The sequence below is a fragment of the Paenibacillus sp. JT31N11 genome (assembly GCF_056269285.1).
Window position 1 is genome coordinate 1,100,660 of sequence record NZ_JBWDNQ010000001.1, and the last position, 22,978, is coordinate 1,123,637.

The window sequence follows — 22,978 nt, forward strand, 5'->3', positions numbered from 1 at the left end:
GCAGGAAACGGGGGAAGAATGTTCATGAAGAAGACGTTAATGAAGACGGTCAGTATGGCGATCTCAATCGCGATATTGTTGTCGCTCGTACCTTTCCGGCATGCCAGCGCAGACGCGGCACAGCCAGTATACGACGTCAACATTTCGGATGTCGATCAGCAGACAGTTAAGGGGTGGGGGATATTCCCGTCCTGGAACCGAGCGGACTGGAACCGGAGTTTTATTGATAAGACCGGAGCGCAGCAGGCGCTGTTCAATGATTTGGGAGCCACGATGTTCAGGGTAATGATCCCCGCCGTTACCGGCGACGGAAACGGGAATTTGATCGATGCGAAAATGCAGGAAATTTATGATCTCGTCCATGTCGGCGAAACAAAAGGAATGCATGATTATATCATCTCGGTCTGGTCTCCTCCGATTGGAATGAAAACGCTTCCGACTGTAAACGGGTGGACAGGCAGCGAGCATGTGAGGCTTCGTACTGATAAAGAAAGCGCATACACTACTTATCTTGTCGATGCGATTCATTGGCTGACGGATAAGGGAGCAAGTGTGCCCAAAGCGATAAGCTTTCAGAATGAGCCCTTGTCGCAAATCATCAGCGAGTGGTGCTACTGGGGAGGCGACAACGGAACCCAGTACCAGCGCGTAGCCAAGCTGCTGCGCTCCAAGCTGGATGCAGCCGGACTCACCGACGTTCAAATTCTCGGTCCGGAGGGCGCAGCCTATCACGAGAATGAGCTGCTGATCGGTCAGAATTTTTCTGCGCTCAATCAGGATCCGGAATTGAATGAGGCCATTGACGGGCTGGCATCGCACAGTTATTTTGCCAAAGGCTACGATAACGACGGCGTGTACCAGGCCTATAAGCAGGTTGTTGATCTTTTCCCGGAGAAGGATAAATGGCAAACGGAGTACAGCACGCTGATAAGCGGAATATCGGAAATGGATATGGCGATCAACGCTGCCCAGCGTCTTGCCGGCGATATGGCGCTGATCGGGAACAATTACTGGTTCTGGTGGCTGGGCTGGGCCAACGGACGGCATCCGACCGATGTCGGCGAGGTGCTGCTTGACGGAGACGGATATACCGTAACGAAATCGAAAGCATTCTATGCGCTGAGCAATGTTTTCAATAATGTTCCTGTCGGCTCCAAAGTAAGACGGGTCAGCACAGATCCTGCTTCCGGACTCACTACGTCGGATGCGGTATGGATGGATGCGGCCGCTTTTGTGGACGGCGATTCCACTGTTGCCATGCTCGTTAACCCGACTGGTGAATCCAAGACGGTGAATGTGAAGGGTCTGACCGGAACAACCGCAAGCGTTCATCAGCTCACCTCGGATATCCCGCTCGGACAGGATATGAAGCTTGCCGGTCTGAGAAATATCCAGAACGGAACGGCTTCGGCAATCAATCTGCCGGCGAAAAGCGTATCTGTTATCGTGACCACCAATTCGGATACTTCACCACCGCATATTACGTTCGATCAATCGGGCAGTACATCCACGCCTGACGCCGATTACGCCGTGCGCAGTTCGCAGTTTACGGTTTCCGGTCGCCTGGATGAAGCAGGTACACTGCTGATCAACGGGCAGCCGGCAGCTATTGCGGCCGATCTGAGCTTCAGCGCGACGGTTGCCCTGCAGCCTGGCAGCAATACGATTACGGCTGTCGCCACGGATGCACTCGGAAATGAAGGCGACCCAGTGCAGCTGATCATCCGGCATGACCCGGCTTATTTGGGCCTGACGCTGGATCAGGATAATCTGACTTACGTCAGGGAGACTCCCTTTACCGTTTCGGGCAGGACGAACGGCTCCGCCGCGGTAACGATCAAGCAGCAGCATAACGGCGAGACGGTGACGGAAGCAACCTACCCTGTCACAGGAGGGCATGAGAGCGGCCATCAGGCAGGAGATATTATCCGGTCCATCATTGATGACAATTATGTCTCCACGACAACCGGACTCACAAGCGCTCAAGGCGGCTTCACCACAAACGCGCAGGTCGTTTGGGACAACAGCGCCACCTTTGCGCCTGCCGAAGGAGCCAGATCATTGCGATTGAAGCTATCGCCGGGATTTGCCCGCGTCGGATTCAATTTTGTCGATGCTGCGAACCGCGCCGCATTGGAGAACTTCTCCGCCAGTTCGTCCGATGCCGGACTTCAATTCTGGATTTACACCAAAAACCGGGAGGACAGCTTGTCCGCGGTTGTGCAATCTGACAATAACGGGACGGTTGTGGAATCCAGAGTTCCGCTGACGAATTATATCGCGGCGGCCGATTACGGGGCGAAGTGGGTGAAAGTGACGGTTCCGCTCTCCGATTTTGATGCGGCCCCGCATATCAATGCCGCAACGAACGAGGCCGCCGATCTGCCGGTCGCGTGGAGCCGGATCAAGGGATTCGGGCTTTCCAGCTCGGCAGCCGCTTACTATGATCCCCATGTAGACAGCATGCAAATTGTATATACCAATACTTCAGAGGAGTCCGGCGATCCTTCGGCGCAGCCTCTGTTCAGCAGACCATTGAATTTGAGCGTCGGCGAGAATACCGTTACGGCGTCGGCTTACAACGATTATGGCCAACAGGCCGCACCTGCGACGATCGTGGTGATGTATGATCCCGACCCGCCGGTGCTGACCGTACCTTCCGATGGAACGACAACAGGCACCAGCTATGTATTGAACGGCAGTGTAAATGAAGATGCCGCGGTCACCGTTAACGGAGTCGCTGCTACGCTGAAGCCCGACCGTACATTTACTGCCGTTGTACCGGTCGTTAAAGGATTGAACGCGATTACCGTTGTGGCAAAAGATCCTGCCGGAAACGTATCGCAATCCGTCGTAAACGTGACTTCCAATCCTGTCGAGGACGGCTCGCTGTCTCCGGGTGTGACGACTGCCGACCAAACGGCAGCTGCCCCCGCGATTGACGGGGAGTTGACGGAATCGGGCTGGAGCATCGATAACCGGGTGGAAAGAAGGATTACCGGCACCTCCGACAACAATATTACGTTCGGAACAATGTGGGATGCCGATAAGCTGTACGTGGCAGTGAAGGTGCTGGACGCCAATCTGCTCAACGATTCGGACCCGGCACAAACCCATCAGGACGATTCCGTGGAAATATATGTCGATGGTGATAACAGCAGGAGTGCAGTGTACGGTACGGATGATCATCAAATCACCTTGGGCTGGCATGACCAGCAGCTCTCTGTGGGCGGCGGTATCGCCGGAATCCAGTACGCCCAGCATGATATAGAAGGCGGATTTACGGTGGAGATGGCCATCCCCTGGAGCGGCATGGGCATTGAACCGCCTGCAGCCAATACAGTAATTGGTTTCGACGCTGCATATAACGACGATGACGGCCACAATAACGGTTCCCGTGAAAGTCAATTAATGTGGCGCGGCAACGGGGACAACTGGCGCAGCACCGCCGCATTCGGAAGCCTTTATTTGAACGACGGCAAGAATACGGCTGTTGCTCTCGAGCCTTCCGGCGCATTGACGGTTGACGGCGCGCTTGACGAACCGTATTGGGCGCTTAGAAGCCAGGTAACCAAAGCGATTACCGGCCCGTCCAACAACAGCGTCAGATTCGGCACGCTCAGCGATACACAGAATCTGTATGTCGGAGTTGAGGTGCTGGATGCAGACCTCCATAATGATTCGGCGCTCAGCTACCAGGATGATTCGGTGGAAGTCTACCTGGATGCCGACCATAATCAAGGCACGGCTTATGATGCGAAGGATCACCAGATCACGTTGGGCTGGCATGATACCCAGCTTTCCATAATCGGCGATCTGGCGAATATTCAATTTGCACAAAAAGATATCGCCGGAGGCTATACGGTGGAGATGGCTATTTCCTGGTCCAGTCTGGCGGTTACGCCGGCACGCGATATTACGCTGGGGCTGGATGTGGGCGTCAACGACGATGACGGTCATAACGCCGGAAACCGCGAAAGCCAGATGATGTGGAATGGAACAGGAGATAACTGGAGAGATACGTCCGGCTTCGGAAATTTGTTGAACCACAACCTGAGTCTTTCTCTGCCGGATGAGACGGATCCGGAACCGGATGGGTTGACGGCGTTTACGGATACGGCGCAAGACTTGTCCAAGCTGTTCGCAAAATCAGAGCATATCGTTAATTCCAGCGGGCACCCGGAGAATTTCGCCGACGATTCCGGAAGAATGACGCATAGCAACGACGTCGTAACAAGTCCGGAATATGTTGTCTATCAATCGCCGGTCGGAGACATCTATTCCTTCGATATTACAACGGGATTATTCTCGGGCACGCCGCAATTCACCATTTACGGCTCGGCTGATGGCGTGAATTTTGCGAAAATAACAACGAAAACCACGCTCACGGGCGGGGCAAACGGATATTCCGTCTTCAGCAATACGGCCAGCGGTCTGACAGCGGGAACCAGATACCTGAAAATCGAATTCCCTGGTCTGGAAAACTGGAAGGAACAACTGCTCCATACTTCCTTTAAGTATTTCGGGGATACGACAGTACCGCCTGAAGAAGGTGAGACAGCGGTATTTACGGATGAAGCGGGAGACTTGTCCAAGCTTCACGCCAAATCGGGACATATCGGGAATTCGCTTGGCGGGCAGCTGGACAAATACGCCGGCGACGGCACCCGTATTATTCACACCAATGACGACAGTCTGGAGCCGGAATACATCGTTTACAAGTCTCCGGATGGCGACATCCGCTCGTTCGATGTTAACGTAACCGCCTGGACCGGATTGCCTGCAACCGTGGATTTTGCCGTATACGGTTCAGCCGATGGGACGAATTTCACCAATATTCCGGTAAGTCCGGCCTTCCTGAGCACCTCGTCGGGTTATGATACGCTCAGCATCAAGGCGGACAGCCTGGCTGGCGGCATCAAATATTTGAAGATTGAATTCCCTTACGGGGACCCGGCCTGCGACAATTGGACCAGCACGATCAATAAGGTAACGTTCACCTATGGCGTTACGGATACAGATCCGGAGGAAGGGCCGTTGTCGGCATCAGCCACATTGACCGGACAGCCGACCGCTGCCGCAGGGCAGCCCTATGAGCTGACGTTCGGACTTGCTGATGTTGCGGGCCGGATTGTTGCAGAAGATTTGAAGCTTCTCTACAATCCTGACGTATTTGAGTTCGTTTCGGTGAATGAATTGAAGGATGGATTCAGCGTTATCGGCCAAACTCAAGCTCCGGGGGTCGTCCATCTCATATTGGCCGGACCCGAAGCTGCCGATGCGGTAAGCGGCGATGGCGATCTGCTGTCGTTCAGCCTAAAAGCCAAATCGCTTGCCGAGCCGGCCGATTCAACCCTGTCGATTACGGACAATGTGATCTCCGATATCGAAGGAACCGAAGCACAGGTTCAGGCGGCAGCGCTTTCTGTTCATGTTGCTACAACCGACAAATCCGCACTGACGGAGCTGATTACGGCGGCACAAAGCGCATTCGCAGCTGCTGTTGAAGGAACGCAGCCGGGCAATTATCCGGCAAGCGCCAAGGCTGCGCTGCAGACGGCAATTCAAGCAGCGCAGTCTGTCAAGGAAAGCGCTGCTGTCGATCAGCAGCAGGTAGATCAGGCTGTAGAGACGCTTCAAGCAGCTGTTGACGTTTTCGCCCAATCGGTGATTCAGCTGGGAGATCTGAATGGAGACGGAAGCTTCAGCGTCGGTGATCTGGGCAGACTTATCGGCTATTACGGCAAACAATCGACAGATCCTGATTGGGATGCATATAAAGGTGCGGATATCAATCAGGATGGCGTGATTGACGTCATTGATTTGGCCGCGGTGGCAAGTAAAATATTGGATTAGTCATATTGGCGGCAGGGAGGGCGGTTCGATGCGACATGGGCCGGCCCTCCCTTTCATTTTATGGAGGTTGTGAAAGATGACAGGTAAAATGATAGGGGTCCTAATACTGCTGCTTCTGATTCCGCTAGGGCATCCGCAATCCGCACAAGCGGCAGTTACACCTATGTTTTCATTGACAAGCGATGATACGAATTTGACACCAGTGGGCGGAAATAAGAGAATCGATATCGACGTAGACGGGGCAAGCGACTTGATCGCGTACGAGTTTACGCTTGAATATGACCCCATGCTTTGGGAATTTGTCGCGGCCACCACGGATCTTGCCGGCTACAAGGCAACGCCGCTCAAGGAATTGCAGGCAGATGGCATCGTTACATTTGCTTTTGCGAAAATTGGAAAGTCGGCTGGAGAGAACGGCAGCGTCCATCTGGGCCACGTGACTTTGAAAGCGAAGGCGCCCGGAAACGACCGGATTCAATTGGCAGGCGTCCGCCTGGTGGATTCCCGTTTTGCAGCCTCGAATTATACGCCTGACACGGTACTGGCGGCAGCGGTTGATGCGATTGGCAACGGGAACGGGAACGATGGCAGCAGCGGTGATAACGGCAGCAGCAACGGAAACGAAGGAACCGGCGGCAATAACGGCAGCAGCAACGGAAACGAAGGAACCGGCGGCAATAACGGAAGCAGCAACGGGAACGATGAGACCAGCGGCAGTAACGGCAATGACGATGGCGCAGTCAATGACAATAGCCAAGGCAGCCCGAATGGCAGCGGAAATAACATTGGCAATGGCAACAGCGACGGCAGCAATGGCGAACAAAACCCGCCTCCAAGGACGCCGGATAGCAGTGAAATTACCGCTGGCGGTAAAAGCGGTCAATCAGATGAAGCACATCAGCAAGCTGTAACAGAGGAAAGCATGAAGCCGGATGAAGAGGGCAGCACCGTTGTCAAGATTGCAGACGGCATCAAGGAAATATTGCTTCCGGCCAATACTGCAGACATCGCGGGAATTAAGAAGCTTGAGCTGAGAAGCGGGACGTTCTCCCTCGCGATTGACCCGGTTGTGCTGAAAGAGCTGACGAAGCTGGTCGGCGGCGGCGAGTTAAGCGATGCCGCTATATCGATAACGATTGAGCAGGCTTCGCAGGAGGAAGCCGTTTCTTTGCTTGCCGGAATGGAAGAAGGTATGGGGACGTTGAAAGCAGCCGGGACAATCTATCATTTTGGCTTATCGATTGTCACGAAGGACGGGGCAGCGAGAAAGCTTGCCGTGTTTGAACAACCGGTTGAACTGGCCTTGCCTTATGATAACGAAGCGGACGAAAGCACGCTGGGCGTTTATTTCTTGAACGAGAACGACAAGGTCTGGGAATATGCAGGAGGAACTGTCGACGGGGACGGCAAAGTGATCAAGGTGAAGCTGAGCCATTTCAGCACTTATGCCGTGCTTGAATACGATAAAGCATTCCAAGACCTGCCTGCAGCTCATTGGGCCTTCAATGCGGTCCGGACGCTGTCTGCCAGGCATGTGGTGAATGGTGTTTCAGCAACGCAGTTTGGTCCTGGCACAGAGGTGTCCCGGGCGGAATTTGCGGCGTTTTTGTCGCGCGCGCTTGGATTGAAGCCTGCAAACCCCGTATCATTTGTTGATGTTGACGATAAGGCGTGGTATGCGCAAGAAATTGCGGCCGCCTACGATGCAAAGCTGATTCAAGGCAGATCTGCTGAGGTCTTCGCCCCGAATGAGCGCATCACCCGCGAAGAAATGGCCGTCATGATCGTTCGCGCTTTTGAATACGGATCAGGTAAAGTCACAAGTGACACGATGTCATCTTTTGACGATTCCGGTTCCGTCTCTCTCTGGGCGGTCAAGGATGTCCGTACAGCAGTCAGCTCCGGTCTCATGAACGGAATCGGTGGTGGAAAATTCGCTCCCGGCATGTTCACCACCCGGGCTGAAGCAGCCAATGTCATCTATAAGCTGCTGACAATGACCGGATCATAAACAAAACGGATCAATCAGGACAAAGAGAAGACTTATAGAGATGACTTTCTGGGCGTTTCAGGAGTCATCTCTTTTGTATTTTTACTAATTCCGGCGTCGGGCTTCCGTCTAATCCCAATAATATCCTCATATTATCATTATGTTATGATTCTTTTTCCATTGAACGAAGAGACTGGCTGCACTATGATGGGTTGAACAAAATGCCCGGGGCTTCTTTCCGGGAATACCTTTTAGCCTTAGGACCTGGCGGGCAAACAGTGAACAACATTATTCCAATCCTTCAGGATATGAAAGAGGAGAATTCAAATATGGGAAAATATTTTGGAACAGACGGAGTGCGATTTGTGGCGAACGGGGTGTTAACCCCGGAGTTGGCTTTTAAAATAGGCCGCTGCGGCGGTTATGTGCTGACGAAGCAATCCAGCGCGCCGAAGGTCGTCATTGGTCTTGATACCCGGATTTCCGGGCATATGCTGGAGGCTGCATTAACTGCGGGACTGCTGTCCATTGGGGTGGATGTGGTCAAATTAGGCGTCATTACATCACCGGGTGTGGCGTATTTAACGCGGCAGCTGAAAGCCGATGCAGGCATTATGGTTTCCGCTTCACATAATCCTTTTCAGGATAACGGGATCAAGTACTTTACGGGCGATGGCTATAAGCTGTCCGACGAGACGGAGCTTGAGATCGAGCATCTGATGGACGCAGCGGCAGATGAGCTGCCGCGTCCGACAGGCAGGGCAATCGGCAGAGCAACAGAGCTTCCGGAGGCGAAGTGGCAGTATGGCGACTACTTAAGAACAACGATCGGAAGCCGGTTCGAGGGTTTGCGGGTGGTCCTGGATTGTGCGAACGGAGCTGCATTTGAAATCGCTCCGCGGCTGTTCAGAGAACTGGGGGCGGAGATTGTCACAATCGGTGCAAGCCCGGATGGATATAACATCAATGAGAATTGCGGCTCCACTCATCCGGAGGTGCTGCAGGCGGTTGTGTTGAGCTGCAATGCTGATCTTGGACTGTCCTTTGACGGAGACGCCGACCGCCTGGTCACTATAGATGATAAGGGCGAAGTGCTGGATGGGGATTTTATTCTCAGTATTCTTGGGAGTGCTTTGAACGAAGCCGGCAAGCTGAATCACAGCACCATTGTAACGACCGTAATGAGTAATTTGGGATTCCTCAAAGGCCTGGATAAAGCTGGACTGAAAGGCAAGCAGACAGCCGTGGGCGACCGCTACGTCATGGAAGAGATGCGAAGGGGCGGCTACAATCTGGGCGGAGAGCAATCCGGACATGTCATTTTCCTGGACCATAGTACAACCGGTGATGGGATGCTAACCGCCCTGCATTTGATGGAGACGATCGTTCAAACCGGGCGCAAGCTCAGCGATTTGAAAGGAATCATGCGCAAATATCCGCAAGTACTTGTGAATGTTCAAGCAGCGGACAAAAGCAGGCTGAATGGCAGCCTGGCGGTGAGGGAAGCGATCCGCAAGGTAGAGACGGAGCTGGGCGACAATGGCCGTGTGCTGGTTCGTCCTTCGGGGACGGAATCTCTGGTTCGGGTAATGGTCGAAGGACCGGACAAGAATCAGGTGGAGGCATACGCGAACGATATCGCACAGGTGATCAGAAGAGAGCTTGTGTAACAGTTGAACGGAGAGAGGCCTTCGCTGAATGAGGATTCAAGCGGAGGTCTTTTTGGAGTTGGTATGCTATGATAGAAAAAACCTGTAATTTGAAAGGGGAAAAGATAATGACAACCTTGAATCACATACCGGCTGTAAAAGCCGAAATGCTAATTAGAAAACCGGTTGAAGAGGTGTTTGAAGCATTTATCGACCCGGCAATTACTTCTAGGTTTTGGTTCACCAAAGGCAGCGGGAGATTGGAAACGGGAAAGCGCGTGCAGTGGGTCTGGGAGATGTATGGTGCTTCGACAGAGGTGGATGTCAAAGAAATCGAGGAAAACAAGCGGATTCTCATCGACTTCGGAGGCACCGCGGCCGAGTGGATTTTTACTCCTCAGTCGGAGAACGAAACTTTCGTCACGATTACAAACACAGGGTTTGAGGGAGATGGCGATGACATCGTAAAGCAAGCCTTGGATTCAACGGAAGGGTTTACGATCGTTCTGTGCGGTCTGAAGGCGTTTCTGGAGCATGGCATCGCTTTAAATCTTGTATCGGATAAAGCTCCTTACGCCCACGTAAAACGTTAGGACTCCCTTGCAGCTCATCCTGGTAAATCAAAAAAAACTACATATATCAAAATGGAGGCGGATCGGTTTATATGTATCCTACACAACAGCAATTAGAGAATTACGCGGCGCTTGCAGTCAGCGTCGGCGTCAATGTTCAGCAGGGGCAGACGGTTGTCGTCATGGCGCCGATTACCGCCGCTCCGCTTGTGCGTCTTATCGCATCTAAGGCTTATGATGCGGGAGCAAAAAACGTGCATGTGGAATATAACGATGAGGAGCTATCCCTCATTAAGTACAAGCAAGCGCCGGAGGAAGCTCTCAAGGAATATCCGATGTGGCGCGCCAAGGCTTGGGAAGAATTCGCGGAGAACGGCGCAGCGTTTATCCAGATCTACTCTCCGAATCCGAACCTGCTGAACGATGTAGATCCGGCCAGGGTCGCGGCTGCGTCCAAGGCAGCATCTGCTGCGCTCAACGGCTACCGCGGTTTTCTGATGAATCATACCAATGCCTGGTCGCTCATTTCCTATGCGACACCGGAATGGGCGGCCAAGGTATTCCCGGATAATACGCCGGATGAAGCTGTCCAGAAGCTGTGGAAACAGATTATCGATGCTACCCGTATCGATCTGGAGGATCCGATTCAAGCGTGGAAGGAGCATAACGCGAAGCTGCTCCAAATGGTTGATTTGCTGAACGGCAAGCGCTACAGACAGCTGCAGTACGAAGCGCCGGGAACGAGCCTGACCGTTGATCTGCCGGAAGGCCATATCTGGCTCGGGGGTTCCAAAGCGAACGCGAAGGGTGTCTTCTTCAACCCGAATATGCCGACCGAAGAGGTATTCACGATGCCCCATAGGGATGGAGTGAACGGGACTGTTCGCAGCACAAAGCCGTTAAATTACAACGGTCAGGTTATAAGCGGTTTTTCCTTAACCTTCAAAGACGGCAAAGTCATCGATTATTCCGCTGAGCAGGGTTACGAGGCGCTGTCCAATCTGTTGAACACGGATGAAGGGGCAAGGCATTTGGGTGAAATCGCTCTGGTCCCTCATGACTCACCTATCTCCAATTCCAATGTGATCTTCTTTAATACGTTGTTTGACGAGAACGCCTCCTGCCATCTGGCGCTGGGTCAGGCATATCCCGTTAACATCAATGGGGGCACCGCCATGTCGTCAGAGGAGCTTCTCGCTCATGGAGCAAACAGAAGCCTGACTCATGAAGATTTCATGATCGGATCACCGGCAATGAATATTGACGGTGTGACGCAGGGTGGCGCTCGAGAGCCAATCTTCCGGAACGGGAACTGGGCCATCTAGCAGGTCAAGCCATCAATTAAAGCCTGCCGGAAGCGGCAGGCTTTGATTGCTGTTATCTTTTACGCCGTTTGGATTTAACCTTGCTGCGGACAAGCGAATGATAGATGCGTTCATAAGCTTCAGCTTCCTGTTCAACCGCAGGAATTTGAACCTGTTTCATATTGGCTTTAAATTCATTCAATAACATAGGGTTATCCAGTATCTCGAGTATGCGTTCAGCAAGGTGGCCGGCGTCCCCGACACGGAATGTGAAGCCGTTGAAACCGTCCTTCACCTTCTCAGCCATGCCTCCTATATCGGATACCAGAGCCGGTACCCGGCTTGCAAGGGCTTCATGGAGGGCCAGCGGATAATTCTCATACCAGATCGATGGAACAACGGCGATATCCACTTCCTGATAGAGCTGCTGGATATCCTCTTCTGAATAAAGTCCGCATAAGGCGGCGCGGTTGTCCGCAGCAGCGGCCTGCTCAAGCAGCTCCGTATAATCTGAAGGTCCGGATCCATAGATCTTCAATTTGAGCCGATCAGTCGGAATCATAGACATAGCTTCGAGAATCAGGTGAACGCCTTTATGGGGACTGAGAGATCCGCCGTAAAATAAAGTAAGCGGGTCGCCGGCCTGGTATACCCGTTCATTAGCACGAATGGTTTCATATTTCATCCCATGATTCAGCACCTCCACGTCAAGATCCGGCAAGCTGTTTTGAAACAGGCTGGCCAAGGATGCGGAGGGGGAGATGATTTTGCTGGCTGATCGCAGCAGCGGGATGTGGGTGCCAAGCCGCTGCTGAGCATCAGGAAGCAGGCAGTGGATGCGGCAGTTTTCACCCATTTCAGGTCCCGGGCAAAGAGCGTTGCTCGTTTGCAGCAAAGTGCTCTTGGGACATATGAACCAAAAGTCGGTTAAGGTGATAACATATTTGATCCCGAGAAGCGCGCTGGTTTGCATGAATTCCATTGCCCGCATCGGATGTCCGAAATGAATAAGGTCGGGTTTTTCCGTTTCAATCATTTTTCTCGCGAATAAAGTTAAATCCGGATTGCCGGTCTCGAAAGTATCAGCAGGGTCCATATGTTTATGACGATAAGCAAGAACAGGTATCCCTTCATGGTCATACTCCCGATAAACCACTTCGCCGACAGCATGCGGGTAACTCTCCAGAGGACCTTTACTGTAGGTGACAACTTTAACACGATGTCCCTTGCTTTGCATCGATCTGGCCATATTGAAGACAAATTTCTCGGTTCCGGTATAGGATTCGGGGTAAAAGGAATGGACGATGTACAGGATGTTCAGCAATTTTCTCCTGGCAGGCTTATTCGTCCGATTCCTTCTCTCCCGAGGGGATTTTCTCCTCTTGTGAATCCGCTTGCGTACAGCCGCTTTCTTCTTACTTGTTCCGTTTCGAGTTATCTTCTTGTTCCTGGCTCGGCCGGATTTTGGTTTTCTTGAAGGTTTCCTTTTTTTCCTCAGGGACACGCTTCTCCTCCTTCAACCATTCATAACAGCTTTAAAGGCATTCGTTTATGCATCATATGTCAGGAGGAGGCTAATTTCGTGGGTGATTTCATTAACTATGTGCGTTTACGTCAGTCGGGCAGAGCTTCATGCCGCAGGAATGATTCAGAGCTATTTTGCTGAAATGTAATTGGCATAAGTCAGAGCAGCTGAAGTATTTGAAATAATATGGTAAAAAAATGTAAAAACAAAATCAGGAGTGATGAAAATGGGAAATTTCGTATTCAATCAGTTGGCATTCGTACGGGGTCAAACCTTGAAATTAATGGAGGGAGTCACGGAGGAGACCGCAGACCGGGTTCCTGAAGGATTCCGGAATACGATCCGCTGGAATTTGGGCCATATCTATGTGGTCCTGGAGCGGTTCGCCTTTCAACACATGGGGCTTCCGCAGCATTTGCCCGAAGGGTTCAAAGAGCAGTTCGAATACGGCACTTCACCGTTAAACACTCCGGCTGACGCAAACGTCCCGACACTTCCCGAGCTGGAAGCTTTGCTGAAAGAGCAGCAGGAACGGATTAGCGAGGTGCTGGGAGACCGCCTGTCCGAGAAGATCGTTCCGCCATACACGACGTCTTCCGGCATGACTCTGGAAACGCCGCAGCAATTCCTCAACTTCAATCTGTATCATGAGGGGATGCATCTGAGCGTCATCAAACTTTATAAATCTCTGTTATCACGGTGATTATCCATGTATAATTTTGTTCCCATGACCCGGCAGATGGCTGAAATCATATCGGGCTGGACCTATCCGCATCCGTATTCCATCTATAGTATGGATGGGAGTGAGGAATGCATAGGGGAATTAATGAACGGTGATTATTTTTACGCAAAGGATAAGGATACGTTCAATCCATTGGTTGGTTTTGCATGCTGCGGCCATTCCGCACGTGTGCCGGGCGGGTATGCGGCAGGGATTTATAATGATCCGGACAGGCTTGATATCGGACTGGGTTTACGCCCCGATCGAACCGGAAAGGGACTCGGAAGCGATTTTCTTGCGCAAAGCGTTCAATTTATGAGCAGACAATTTGAAATCTCGAAATTTCAGCTGGTTGTCGTGGCTTTTAACGAACGAGCCATTAAAGCCTATGAGAAGGCCGGGTTCCGGCAGGAAGAATTATTTGAAAGCGGCGCTGAGGAGCATCAGATTCCTTTTGTGGTGATGAGATGTTCGATATAGAAACAGCTGCGTTATGTGGCTCAAGTTAATGAACCTTCGGAAGTCATCCGCAGGAGTATTCGTGTATAAATGGAATGCTGAAGAGCCCTGGCAGGCCGATGGAGGGCATTGCCAATTGTAAACCTTGACGCCATGCGCGCCAAGGTTTATTTGCTGTGAGAATAAAGCAAGATGTGACCACTTCCTGGAGCAGCGGCTGCATCTCATACTGAAATGCTGTTTTCTTCATGCTAATGCGTCAAAACAACCACTGCCGCTCAATAGTTAAACATTTCGTGGCATTGTTGATCGTGAAATTTAACTGCTGTCGCTATACTCATAGTCAAGTCTTAAACATGATTCTTATTCCATGAACAAGGAGAGAGCTTATGGAGCAATGCTTGCAGGTGGAAGGGCCGGCGTCCCACCGCGTGTACCAGCGTAATGGAGAGGGTACTGCAGATATTTCATATACACTGCTGCTGCAGGGATCGGCAAGTGGGGAGATCATGCAGCGGCTGGAGCGTTCGACAGAGCAAACTCCATGGTTGTCCGCAGGCACGATAACAGGTTCAAATGTACTGCAGGGCATCATCGGTGATGTGCCGACGGGAGAATGGACAATCCGCTTTCGGATCGTTAGCGAAGCCGATACTGACTTTGCTTCAGAGACGACGGTCGGACCTATTTTTGTTGGCGATTTATGGGTGCTTGCCGGGCAGTCGAATATGGAAGGATGCGGGTATCTTGCGGATATGGAAGAGCCGGTCAATGGAGTCAGCTGCTTCTATTTGGGAGACCGCTGGGACATTGCGGCAGATCCGCTTACATGGCTGAAGGAATCCGTTGATCCCGTGAATTGGGGTAGTGTGAAGCCCGAAGCAAGAGTGGCGGCAGCTCTTGAGGAGAGAAGGGTACGCGTGAAGGGGGCCGGGCTTGGGGTAGCCTTCGGAAAGGAGCTGCTGCGGCAAACGGGGGTGCCAGTCGGACTAGTCATGTGCGCCCATGGCGGAACGAGCATGGAACAATGGGACCCGGCGCGAAAGGCAGAGGGTGGTAATTCCTTCTATGGCGCTCTGCTGCGAAGGGTGCGGGCGGTTGGCGGAAAAGTCGCGGGCTGCTTATGGTATCAGGGAGAGAGCGATGCCAACGAGCGGTCGGCTCCGGGTTATGGGGAGCGGCTTGACGAACTGCTGCGCCAGCTGCGTTGCGATCTGAATGATGCCAGGCTGCCATTTCTCTATGCGCAGTTATCGCGATTCCATACGTGGGAGAAGGATGCGGTCTGGTGGAACCGGATTCAGGATGAGCAGCTTCGGTTCGAGGGCAAAGATCCGTACATCGGGATGGTGCCTGCGATCGACGCCGCATTATCCGACCCGATTCATCTGGACGCTCTTTCCTTAAGAAGAATCGGACGCAGGTTTGCAGCGCGGGCATTAGCTATGGTTCACGGCAATCCATCCGGCCGGGGGCCGCGGTTGTCGGGCTATGAATGGAACGATGGCCGAACGATCCTTTATTTGCATCTGGACAAGGCGGCTTTGAACGGTCAGTTGCGGTCAGTGCAGCGAATCTACGGATTTCATGTGGAAACTGAAGAAATGGTGCTGGTTCCGCAAGCATCGCTGTCTGCGGAAAAGACCGGAATCGTTCTCGAATTTGACCGTTCCGTCCCGGCGGGCGCTCTATTATTCCATGGTTCAGGTTATCATCCTCATGTAAATACGGCAGATGAAACGGGAATTCCGCTCCCGGTTTTCGGTCCGGTACCCGTATAAGCATGCAAACGGCAAGCAAATATGGAAAGGGGAATGGCGATGAAATTTAAACAATGGTTCAGGAAATCATTAACCTTTGGTCTGGCCGGATGCATCTGTCTGGTATCTGTCTTGGGCGGTACGGCGGGGAAGGCGGCTGCGGAGGAAGCGGCGCTGCAAACGTTTATAATTGATAATGACACGAATGGAACGAAGGACGGCTTTCCGGTATCTACGGCAGGCTTCGGACAAACCGGGTTCAGCTACGCCGCGACAAGCACGGTTAACGGTTATGCGGGCAAATCGCATTTTACATCGGCTGGTACCCCGGAGGCCAAATGGACGCCAGCGTATAGCGGACAGCCATTCGGAATCGGTACTTACCGGGTATCCATATTCATCCCGAAACGCCCGGCAGCCTACGGAATCGCCTCGGTGGAAATTTACCGCGACGGTTCGTCCGACGTGCGGCAAATCAACCTGGCAGGTATCGCGAACCCGTCGGGTGAATGGGTAGAGCTTGGCGTCTATGATTTTATGGGCGGCGCTAATGTGGAATATGTGCGGTTGACAAGGGATGCTTCCTCGCCCGCCAGTACGTTCGTTCATGCGGATGCCGTCAAATTTGAACGTTTGTCCTCACGAATTACCGACCTGTCGTCGCTGCTGCTTGGCAGCACCCCGATATGGGAAGCCGACCGGACAGCCTATGCGAATATCGTCCCCGGTGCGACGCAATCGGTAACGGTGACGCCGACCGCTCTCGATCCGGAGGCAGCCGTATCGGTCAACGGCCTATTAAGCGCTGGCTCCAGCCCGGTCTCTATTGCATTGGCGCAAGGGAGCAACACCGTAGAGATCGTCGTAACGGCACAGAATGCCTCTTTCGAAAAAACGTATACGCTTACAATCATCCGCCCTGCTTCCTCCAGCAGTAATACAGCGCTGGAGGAGCTAGAGATCAATGGAGCGCCAGTTCTCCTGACGCCGTCGGGACAGATCGGGCACCGGGTAGACGGAGATACTGATTCGGTGCAGTTGACTATAGCTCCGGAGGAGCCTGAAGCATTCGTTACGATAGGCGGCACTTATGTACCGAACGGGACCGCATCGGAGCCCATTCATGTGAATGAGGGAAGCAATACCATTGAAGTGAAAATTATCGCTCCCGATGCCGCGACGGTTAGAGTCTATAAGGTAAACCTCTACAGAGAGTGGACAGACGCGACGCTCGCGGGTTTGCATGCGGGAACGGTTAGTCTGGTCACGCCAACGGCCGATCCGTCTGCTCCTCCGGTATTCGATCCTGCCGTTCATGTATATTCCTACGAGGCGCCCGCCGGAGCCTCAAGCGTTACGTTCCAGCCGACAGCAAGCGACCCCAATGCGGAAATTTATGTGAATGGCGAGCTTGTCGGCAGCGGTTCCGCTTCTTCTCCCATTCCATTGTCAAGCGGCGTCCAGGCAATTCCGATCCTGGTGAAGGCGGAGGATCGCTCCTATACGGCGGCGTATACCGTATATGCAGGCGCGGGCGATTATGCTGCGGGCAAGCCGGTGACCGCCTCCCAGTCCTATCTGTTTGCTCCGGCTGTTCAGGCAGTAGACGGCAGCGGAAGTACGGCATGGCGGAATCTCTCCTTCGACGCGCACCCTTATGTGTGGCTGGAGGCCGATCTCGGTGATCGGCAGACATTCAATCAGGCCGTGTTGAATGTATACAATTCGGCGGATGCGAGCCGGTTTAAGCTGCAGACATCCGATGACGGGCAGCAGTGGAATGACATTTATGTAAAAAGCAGCACGCCGGAAACGCTTGAAATCGTCGATTTTGCTCCTGTGACAGCCAGATACGTCAGATATTATGCAGAAAAAGCGAGAGCATCGGCCTATACGGGATTATATTCGATGGAAATCTATGGCGCTGACCAGCCCTCCGGTTCCTTTGCCGGCAATTATGAACGGCTTGCTGATCTGAACGTCTCGTCAGGTACGCTGACATTCGATCCTTATGAACGGCGTTATGTCGTCGTAGCCGACACTGACGTAACCATTACGGCAGTGAAAGCCGATCCCGGCCAAACGGTAACGATGAACGGCACAGCCGCAAATACGCTCACGGTGAACAGAACGTCCATGCCGGAAACCGCTGCGATCGGCGTAACGTCACAGGACGGAACAAGGACGATTGAATATGAGATTTCCTTGGAGCTGCCGCCTATGGCAGCAGGCTCGGGTTTTACGCTGGCGTTCGCGGACGAATTTGAGGGCAGCGCCGTCAATGAGCAGGAATGGTACTACCGTTACGGCGTGTCCGGTCACAGCGACAACCGCAAGGAGAACTTGACAGTCAGCGAAGGCAAGCTGCATATCAACTTGAAGAAACAGCCGTCCGGTGGCGCCGAGTATACAGCTGGCGGAGTCATCAGCAAGAGAGAGCTTGGCTATGGTTATTATGAAACGCGGGCAAAGCTGTGGGGGGAACCGGGATTTCACACATCCTTCTGGCAGGCGGGATTAAATGAACGTGTGGCAGTGCTGGACGGCAATACGGTCGTATATGGGACGGTGGACAATCAGGTGAATGAAATCGACGGCTTCGAGATTGATTCCCATGATCCCGGCGTGGTCCGTACGGCCGGTCATCAATGGTATCCGGGCGATGCCCATGTCGTGTTCGGAACCTATGACGAGTATCGCGGCATCAATTCGGCTGACGGGTATCATGTGTACGGATATGAATGGACACCAACGCATGTGAAGTTTTATGTGGACGGGGAGCTGACCCGCATTATGACTTACCCGGGGCCGCACGCCGATGGGCAAAATGTATGGTTGACGTCGATTGCCTATACGCTTCCCGTGACAGAGACGAATTTGCCGGGCGAATCGACCTTCGATTATTTCCGGTATTACAAGAAGGATTATCAGACCGAGGCGCCCGCGGAATCGATCATTGTTAACAATGGGGATACGGGCTATACGGATTCCGGGGCGTGGACGACCGTAACGGAAGCGTTCGGCAGCAGCGACAAGGATACGCGGCGTTCTGTAGCACCTGGCGACTGGGCGCAGTGGACGCCGGATCTAGCGGAAGCCGGGGAATATGAAGTTTATGTCTGGAACCCGGCATTTTACAATAATACGAATCAGGCGCGGTATACCGTGACGTCGGCCGCAGGCTCTGCCGAGATAGAGATTAATCAGGCATATGGAGGCCAGCAGTGGATCCAGCTGGGAATCTATAATTTCGAAGAAGGGACAGCCGGGAACGTACGACTGGCCGTAACGGAGGCTATGGCGCACAGAGCGGATGCGGTCATGTTCATACCCGTGCCGTAAAGTAGAAAATCAAGTGGGCTGCCTCAGCACTATGCGGATCAATCATCCCAAAATCGGATTTGCCGCAGCGTGCGGTGAGAGCGCCATAGCTCTTGCTGCTGCTTTTATGACGGCAGTCGATCCACGATCATGATGATTGTCATGAAGGGTGGATAGATACATGAACCAGCCGCATCGCCGTATAACGAAACTTTTCGTCGTATTATGGATGGCTCCATGTCTGCCGCACCGTTTATACTGAGCACGTAGCCACAAGAAACAGCATCGGCAAAGGAGAATTTGGATGGTTGAGGAGGCAAGCCAAGCAGAGGACAGCGTGCATGTACGTGATTTCGGCGCTTGCGTCGATGACCCCGGCGACCAGGCGGAGGCGATTCGGGCAGCTATAGACTATGCGATAACGCACAGGCGCTCCAGAGTTGTTTTCGATGCAGGAACATACACACTCACCAGCGCAGTTACCAATGAGAGAATAGAGAACCGCGATTGGAGAAGCAATCATCTCTTCATTGGCGGCTGCAGCGGATTGACGCTGGAAGGACAATGTGATGCGGAGGGCAATCCCGCTACCATACTGGAGGGATATAACGGCGGAGAGAATCAGGTATATCTGCCTTCGATTCTATGGGTCAGTCATTGCGATGACTTTGCTTTAAGAAATGTGAAGCTGACCAGAAGCCTGCCGTATTCCAGCGCCGGCATCATCACGGACAAGGGCGAGCATTATGTCGTTGTCGAAGTGTTTGAAGGCAATCCGGTTGTAAACGGCATGGCCTGCTATTGCGCCAACCGCTTCGATCTGACCTCGGGAGCGCTTGTCGGCGAAAGCGTTACTTACGGAACCGGTGCCGGCACGAACTGGTACCGGACCGGCAGCAGCTCAGGCAGAGCCATGCGGCTTGACAGCAGTGAAGTCGCACGTCAGGTCGCCGTCTGGGAAGGGCTGTCATGGCACTTCGGCTCCCTGACCGATTTTCAGCTGCAATTCGAACACTGCAGCCGGCTGACGATCTACAATATTCATACGTCCAGCGCAAACGGGTTCGCCATGCAGACGGAATGCTGCTCCGATGTGAAGGCAGCGCGCGTCGTGTTCAAGCCGGAGGGCAGACTGCTGTTCACCGCCCCCAGGGATGCCTGGAAGATTTATAAATGCAGTGGCGATTTTACCATAACCGATATGCATGTGGAAGGCGTACGCATGGACGGTCAAAATATGCACAGCACATTTCTTGTGCTGGAGCGGGTTATCGACCGGAGGACCGCGGTTTTTCACGCCAAGTGGAATTATGCTCCGCTCAAGCGGCATACCGGATTCGAGTTCTGGATCGGCACGGATACAGCCAGGCGGACGGTCGACACGTGGCGGCATGACGGATACCGGAATGGCGTGAATGTCTATACAGTTTCGTTCACGGACGATTTGCCGGACAACGTATCCGTGGGCACGAATGCGGTGCCGCAGTGCTGGAGCTTAAGCTCTTATTCTCTCGATGGAGGCCAATTCAGGAATGTGGCAGGCTGCGGACATGTGGTCCGGTACGACAATGTGAGGATAAGCAGCGTAACTTATGCGAACCTGATGAATCAGGCGATCTTCATCGGCTGCGAATACCCGGGATTTCATGAAGCGGGACATCCGAAGAATGTACATATCCGAGGCTGCAGCTTTGACAACTGCGGTTATACGCCGCGAATGGGAGCCGTTGGCGCGATCGGCATCAATGCGGACGGTTTCGATGGGCCGTATATGGATGGAATTGTCATTGAAGATTGTCTGTTCCGCCATCTCGATACCGGCACCGATATCAGCGACGCCAAACGGGTAACGCTGCGGCGCAATCGTTATGAAGACGTCCGTACAAGGTACAGGCTTGATGACAACACGACGTCGGATCTTGTCTTCGAAGACGATTAAGAAAGATGGAAAGGCTGGTGCGGCCCATGCAGGCAAGCGTCGAAAGCATTATGAAGGAGAAGCCGCGCTCGCTCAGGCGGGATTCACTGAAGAAGTATATGATCCGCAATAAATGGCTGTACATTTTTCTGATCCCCGGTTTTTTATATTTGCTGATATTCAAATATGTGCCCATGCTGGGCATTGTCATTGCTTTCAAGGAATTAAGCCTCGTCAGAGGGATTTGGGACAGTCCCTGGGTCGGATTCGAGCATTTTGAATATTTATTCCAGGCCAAGGACTTCTATAAAGTGCTGCGGAACTCGCTGCTGCTCAGCCTGTACCAGCTGCTCTGGGAATTTCCGGCACCGATCATTCTGGCAGTTATGCTGAATGAAGTCAGGGGTATGGTGTTCAAGCGCGTATCACAGACGATCATGTACTTGCCGCATTTCATCTCCTGGGTCGTACTCGCGGGCATGATCGTCAACTTCCTGTCCCCTTCGACCGGCATGGTCAATTATGTGATCAAGTCTTTGGATATGGAACCGGTCAATTTTCTGCTGGACCCTGCTTATTTTCGTTCAATCATCATATCGGCGGAGGTGTGGAAAGGGATCGGCTGGGGCACAATCATATACTTGGCGGCCATGACGGGAATCGATCCGACGCTGTACGAATCGGCCAAGATGGATGGCGCAGGCCGGCTGCAGCAGATCCGGTTCATAACGCTGCCGGGCATTGTGACCACGATTATCGTGCTGCTTATTTTGCGGATCGGCAATATTCTTGACAATGGGTTCGAGCAGGTATTTCTACTGTATAATCCGCTGACGTACGATGTGGCCGACGTCTTCGAAACCTATACGTACCGGATCGGCCTGATCGACGGCAGATTGTCGTTTGCGGCTGCGGTCGGCTTGTTCAAATCGCTGGTCGGATTTGTGCTGATCATCATTGCGAACCGGATCGCGCGTATATTCGGAAATCAGATATGGTAGGTGGGAATTCAATGCAGAGACGCAGACGTCTTGAATGGTTCGATGGCGCAAATTATACGCTGCTGGTCATTGTTTGCATTATCATGCTGTACCCGTTTGTTAATGTGGCAGCTGTTTCGCTCAGCTCTTACAGCGCCTTTGTCGAGAATCCGATGATGGTCTGGCCGCGTCAGCTTAATTTCTCCGCATATGAACAAATATTGTCGCATCCGATCCTGCTGAGCAGCTATACGAACACTATCATTGTTACGGTCAGCGGGGTCGTGCTCGGCATGTTTCTGTATATCATTACGGCTTATCCCTTATCGAAAAAGCATCTGAAGGGCCGCAATGCTTTTCTGCTGATCGTTATCTTCACCATGCTGTTCAACGGCGGGCTTATCCCTAACTTCTACCTGTTCCGGGAGCTTGGCTTGATCGATACGCTGCTGGCGCTCATTCTGCCGCTGCTGCTGTCGGGCTTCAGTCTTATTCTGATGAAAAACTTCATGGAAAGCCTGCCCGAGGAGCTGGAAGAGGCGGCCAGAATCGATGGAGCGTCCGATCCGTACATTCTGTTCCGGATTGTCGTACCGCTGTCCAAGCCGATTATTGCCACATTATGCCTGTTTGCCGCGGTCGGCTACTGGAACAACTTTTTTAACGGCATTATCTATATACGGAGCGTGGAGAATTGGCCCCTGATGCTTTTCCTGCGTGAAATTATCGAAGGAACGCGGATGCAGGAGATTTCCGGGGGCGGCAATATGGCGGAGGCGGGGCGAAACGCGGTCGTGCCGGAAACGCTCAAATACGCGACGCTGATGGTGGTCATGATCCCGATTCTGTGCGTTTATCCCTTTGTGCAAAAATATTTCGTCAAAGGCATTATGCTTGGATCTGTAAAAGGTTAGAATGACTCC

Annotated in this window: 13 protein-coding genes; 12 read left to right on the forward strand and 1 reads right to left on the reverse strand. The window is 52.7% G+C overall.

Translation table 11 applies throughout. From position 1 onward, the window contains the following. Positions 1-24 precede the first annotated feature (24 nt). The 5 genes from AC0YNV_RS04820 to AC0YNV_RS04840 all read left to right on the forward strand — a co-directional run bounded on the left by AC0YNV_RS04820 (position 25) and on the right by AC0YNV_RS04840 (position 11,392). Positions 25-5,856, forward strand: coding sequence for a sugar-binding protein (locus AC0YNV_RS04820; protein ID WP_475766292.1), 5,832 nt, complete (start codon positions 25-27; stop codon positions 5,854-5,856). Between the two features lie 76 nt (positions 5,857-5,932). After that, positions 5,933-7,867, forward strand: a complete 1,935-nt coding sequence (locus tag AC0YNV_RS04825; protein ID WP_475766294.1) for an S-layer homology domain-containing protein — start codon at positions 5,933-5,935, stop codon at positions 7,865-7,867. A 308-nt stretch (positions 7,868-8,175) separates the two neighbouring features. Next, positions 8,176-9,516, forward strand: a complete 1,341-nt coding sequence (glmM, locus tag AC0YNV_RS04830; RefSeq protein WP_475766296.1) for a phosphoglucosamine mutase — start codon at positions 8,176-8,178, stop codon at positions 9,514-9,516. 107 nt (positions 9,517-9,623) lie between these two features. Continuing rightward, positions 9,624-10,088, forward strand: coding sequence for an SRPBCC family protein (locus tag AC0YNV_RS04835; protein WP_475766298.1), 465 nt, complete (start codon positions 9,624-9,626; stop codon positions 10,086-10,088). 71 nt (positions 10,089-10,159) lie between these two features. After that, positions 10,160-11,392, forward strand: a complete 1,233-nt coding sequence (locus tag AC0YNV_RS04840; protein ID WP_475766299.1) for an aminopeptidase — start codon at positions 10,160-10,162, stop codon at positions 11,390-11,392. 52 nt (positions 11,393-11,444) lie between these two features. Here AC0YNV_RS04840 and AC0YNV_RS04845 read toward each other — a convergent pair whose 3' ends face one another. Beyond that, a complete protein-coding gene (locus tag AC0YNV_RS04845) occupies positions 11,445-12,695 on the reverse strand; it encodes a glycosyltransferase (RefSeq protein WP_475766301.1) in 1,251 nt (416 codons plus the stop codon). A 427-nt stretch (positions 12,696-13,122) separates the two neighbouring features. Between AC0YNV_RS04845 and AC0YNV_RS04850 the strand changes: the two genes are divergently transcribed. The 7 genes from AC0YNV_RS04850 (at position 13,123) to AC0YNV_RS04880 (ending at position 22,969) form a co-directional block, all read left to right on the forward strand. Then, positions 13,123-13,599 carry a DinB family protein gene (locus AC0YNV_RS04850; RefSeq protein ID WP_475766303.1) on the forward strand — a complete coding sequence of 159 codons (477 nt, stop codon included), beginning with the start codon at positions 13,123-13,125 and terminating at the stop codon, positions 13,597-13,599. Positions 13,600-13,605: 6 nt separating this feature from the next. Beyond that, the gene (locus AC0YNV_RS04855; RefSeq protein ID WP_475766305.1) at positions 13,606-14,097 is read left to right on the forward strand and encodes a GNAT family N-acetyltransferase; all 492 of its coding nucleotides are present in this window, start codon (positions 13,606-13,608) and stop codon (positions 14,095-14,097) included. Positions 14,098-14,465: 368 nt separating this feature from the next. Then, complete coding sequence (locus tag AC0YNV_RS04860) at positions 14,466-15,857, forward strand: sialate O-acetylesterase (protein ID WP_475766306.1); 1,392 nt, start codon at positions 14,466-14,468, stop codon at positions 15,855-15,857. A gap of 39 nt (positions 15,858-15,896) precedes the next feature. Then, the gene (locus AC0YNV_RS04865; protein WP_475766308.1) at positions 15,897-19,178 is read left to right on the forward strand and encodes a cadherin-like beta sandwich domain-containing protein; all 3,282 of its coding nucleotides are present in this window, start codon (positions 15,897-15,899) and stop codon (positions 19,176-19,178) included. A gap of 283 nt (positions 19,179-19,461) precedes the next feature. After that, the gene (locus AC0YNV_RS04870) at positions 19,462-21,096 is read left to right on the forward strand and encodes a hypothetical protein (protein WP_475766310.1); all 1,635 of its coding nucleotides are present in this window, start codon (positions 19,462-19,464) and stop codon (positions 21,094-21,096) included. Positions 21,097-21,101: 5 nt separating this feature from the next. Beyond that, positions 21,102-22,076, forward strand: a complete 975-nt coding sequence (locus tag AC0YNV_RS04875) for an ABC transporter permease (protein WP_475766312.1) — start codon at positions 21,102-21,104, stop codon at positions 22,074-22,076. Positions 22,077-22,087: 11 nt separating this feature from the next. Continuing rightward, positions 22,088-22,969: a carbohydrate ABC transporter permease gene (locus tag AC0YNV_RS04880; RefSeq protein ID WP_475766313.1), complete on the forward strand. Its 882-nt coding sequence runs from the start codon at positions 22,088-22,090 to the stop codon at positions 22,967-22,969. Positions 22,970-22,978 lie beyond the last annotated feature (9 nt).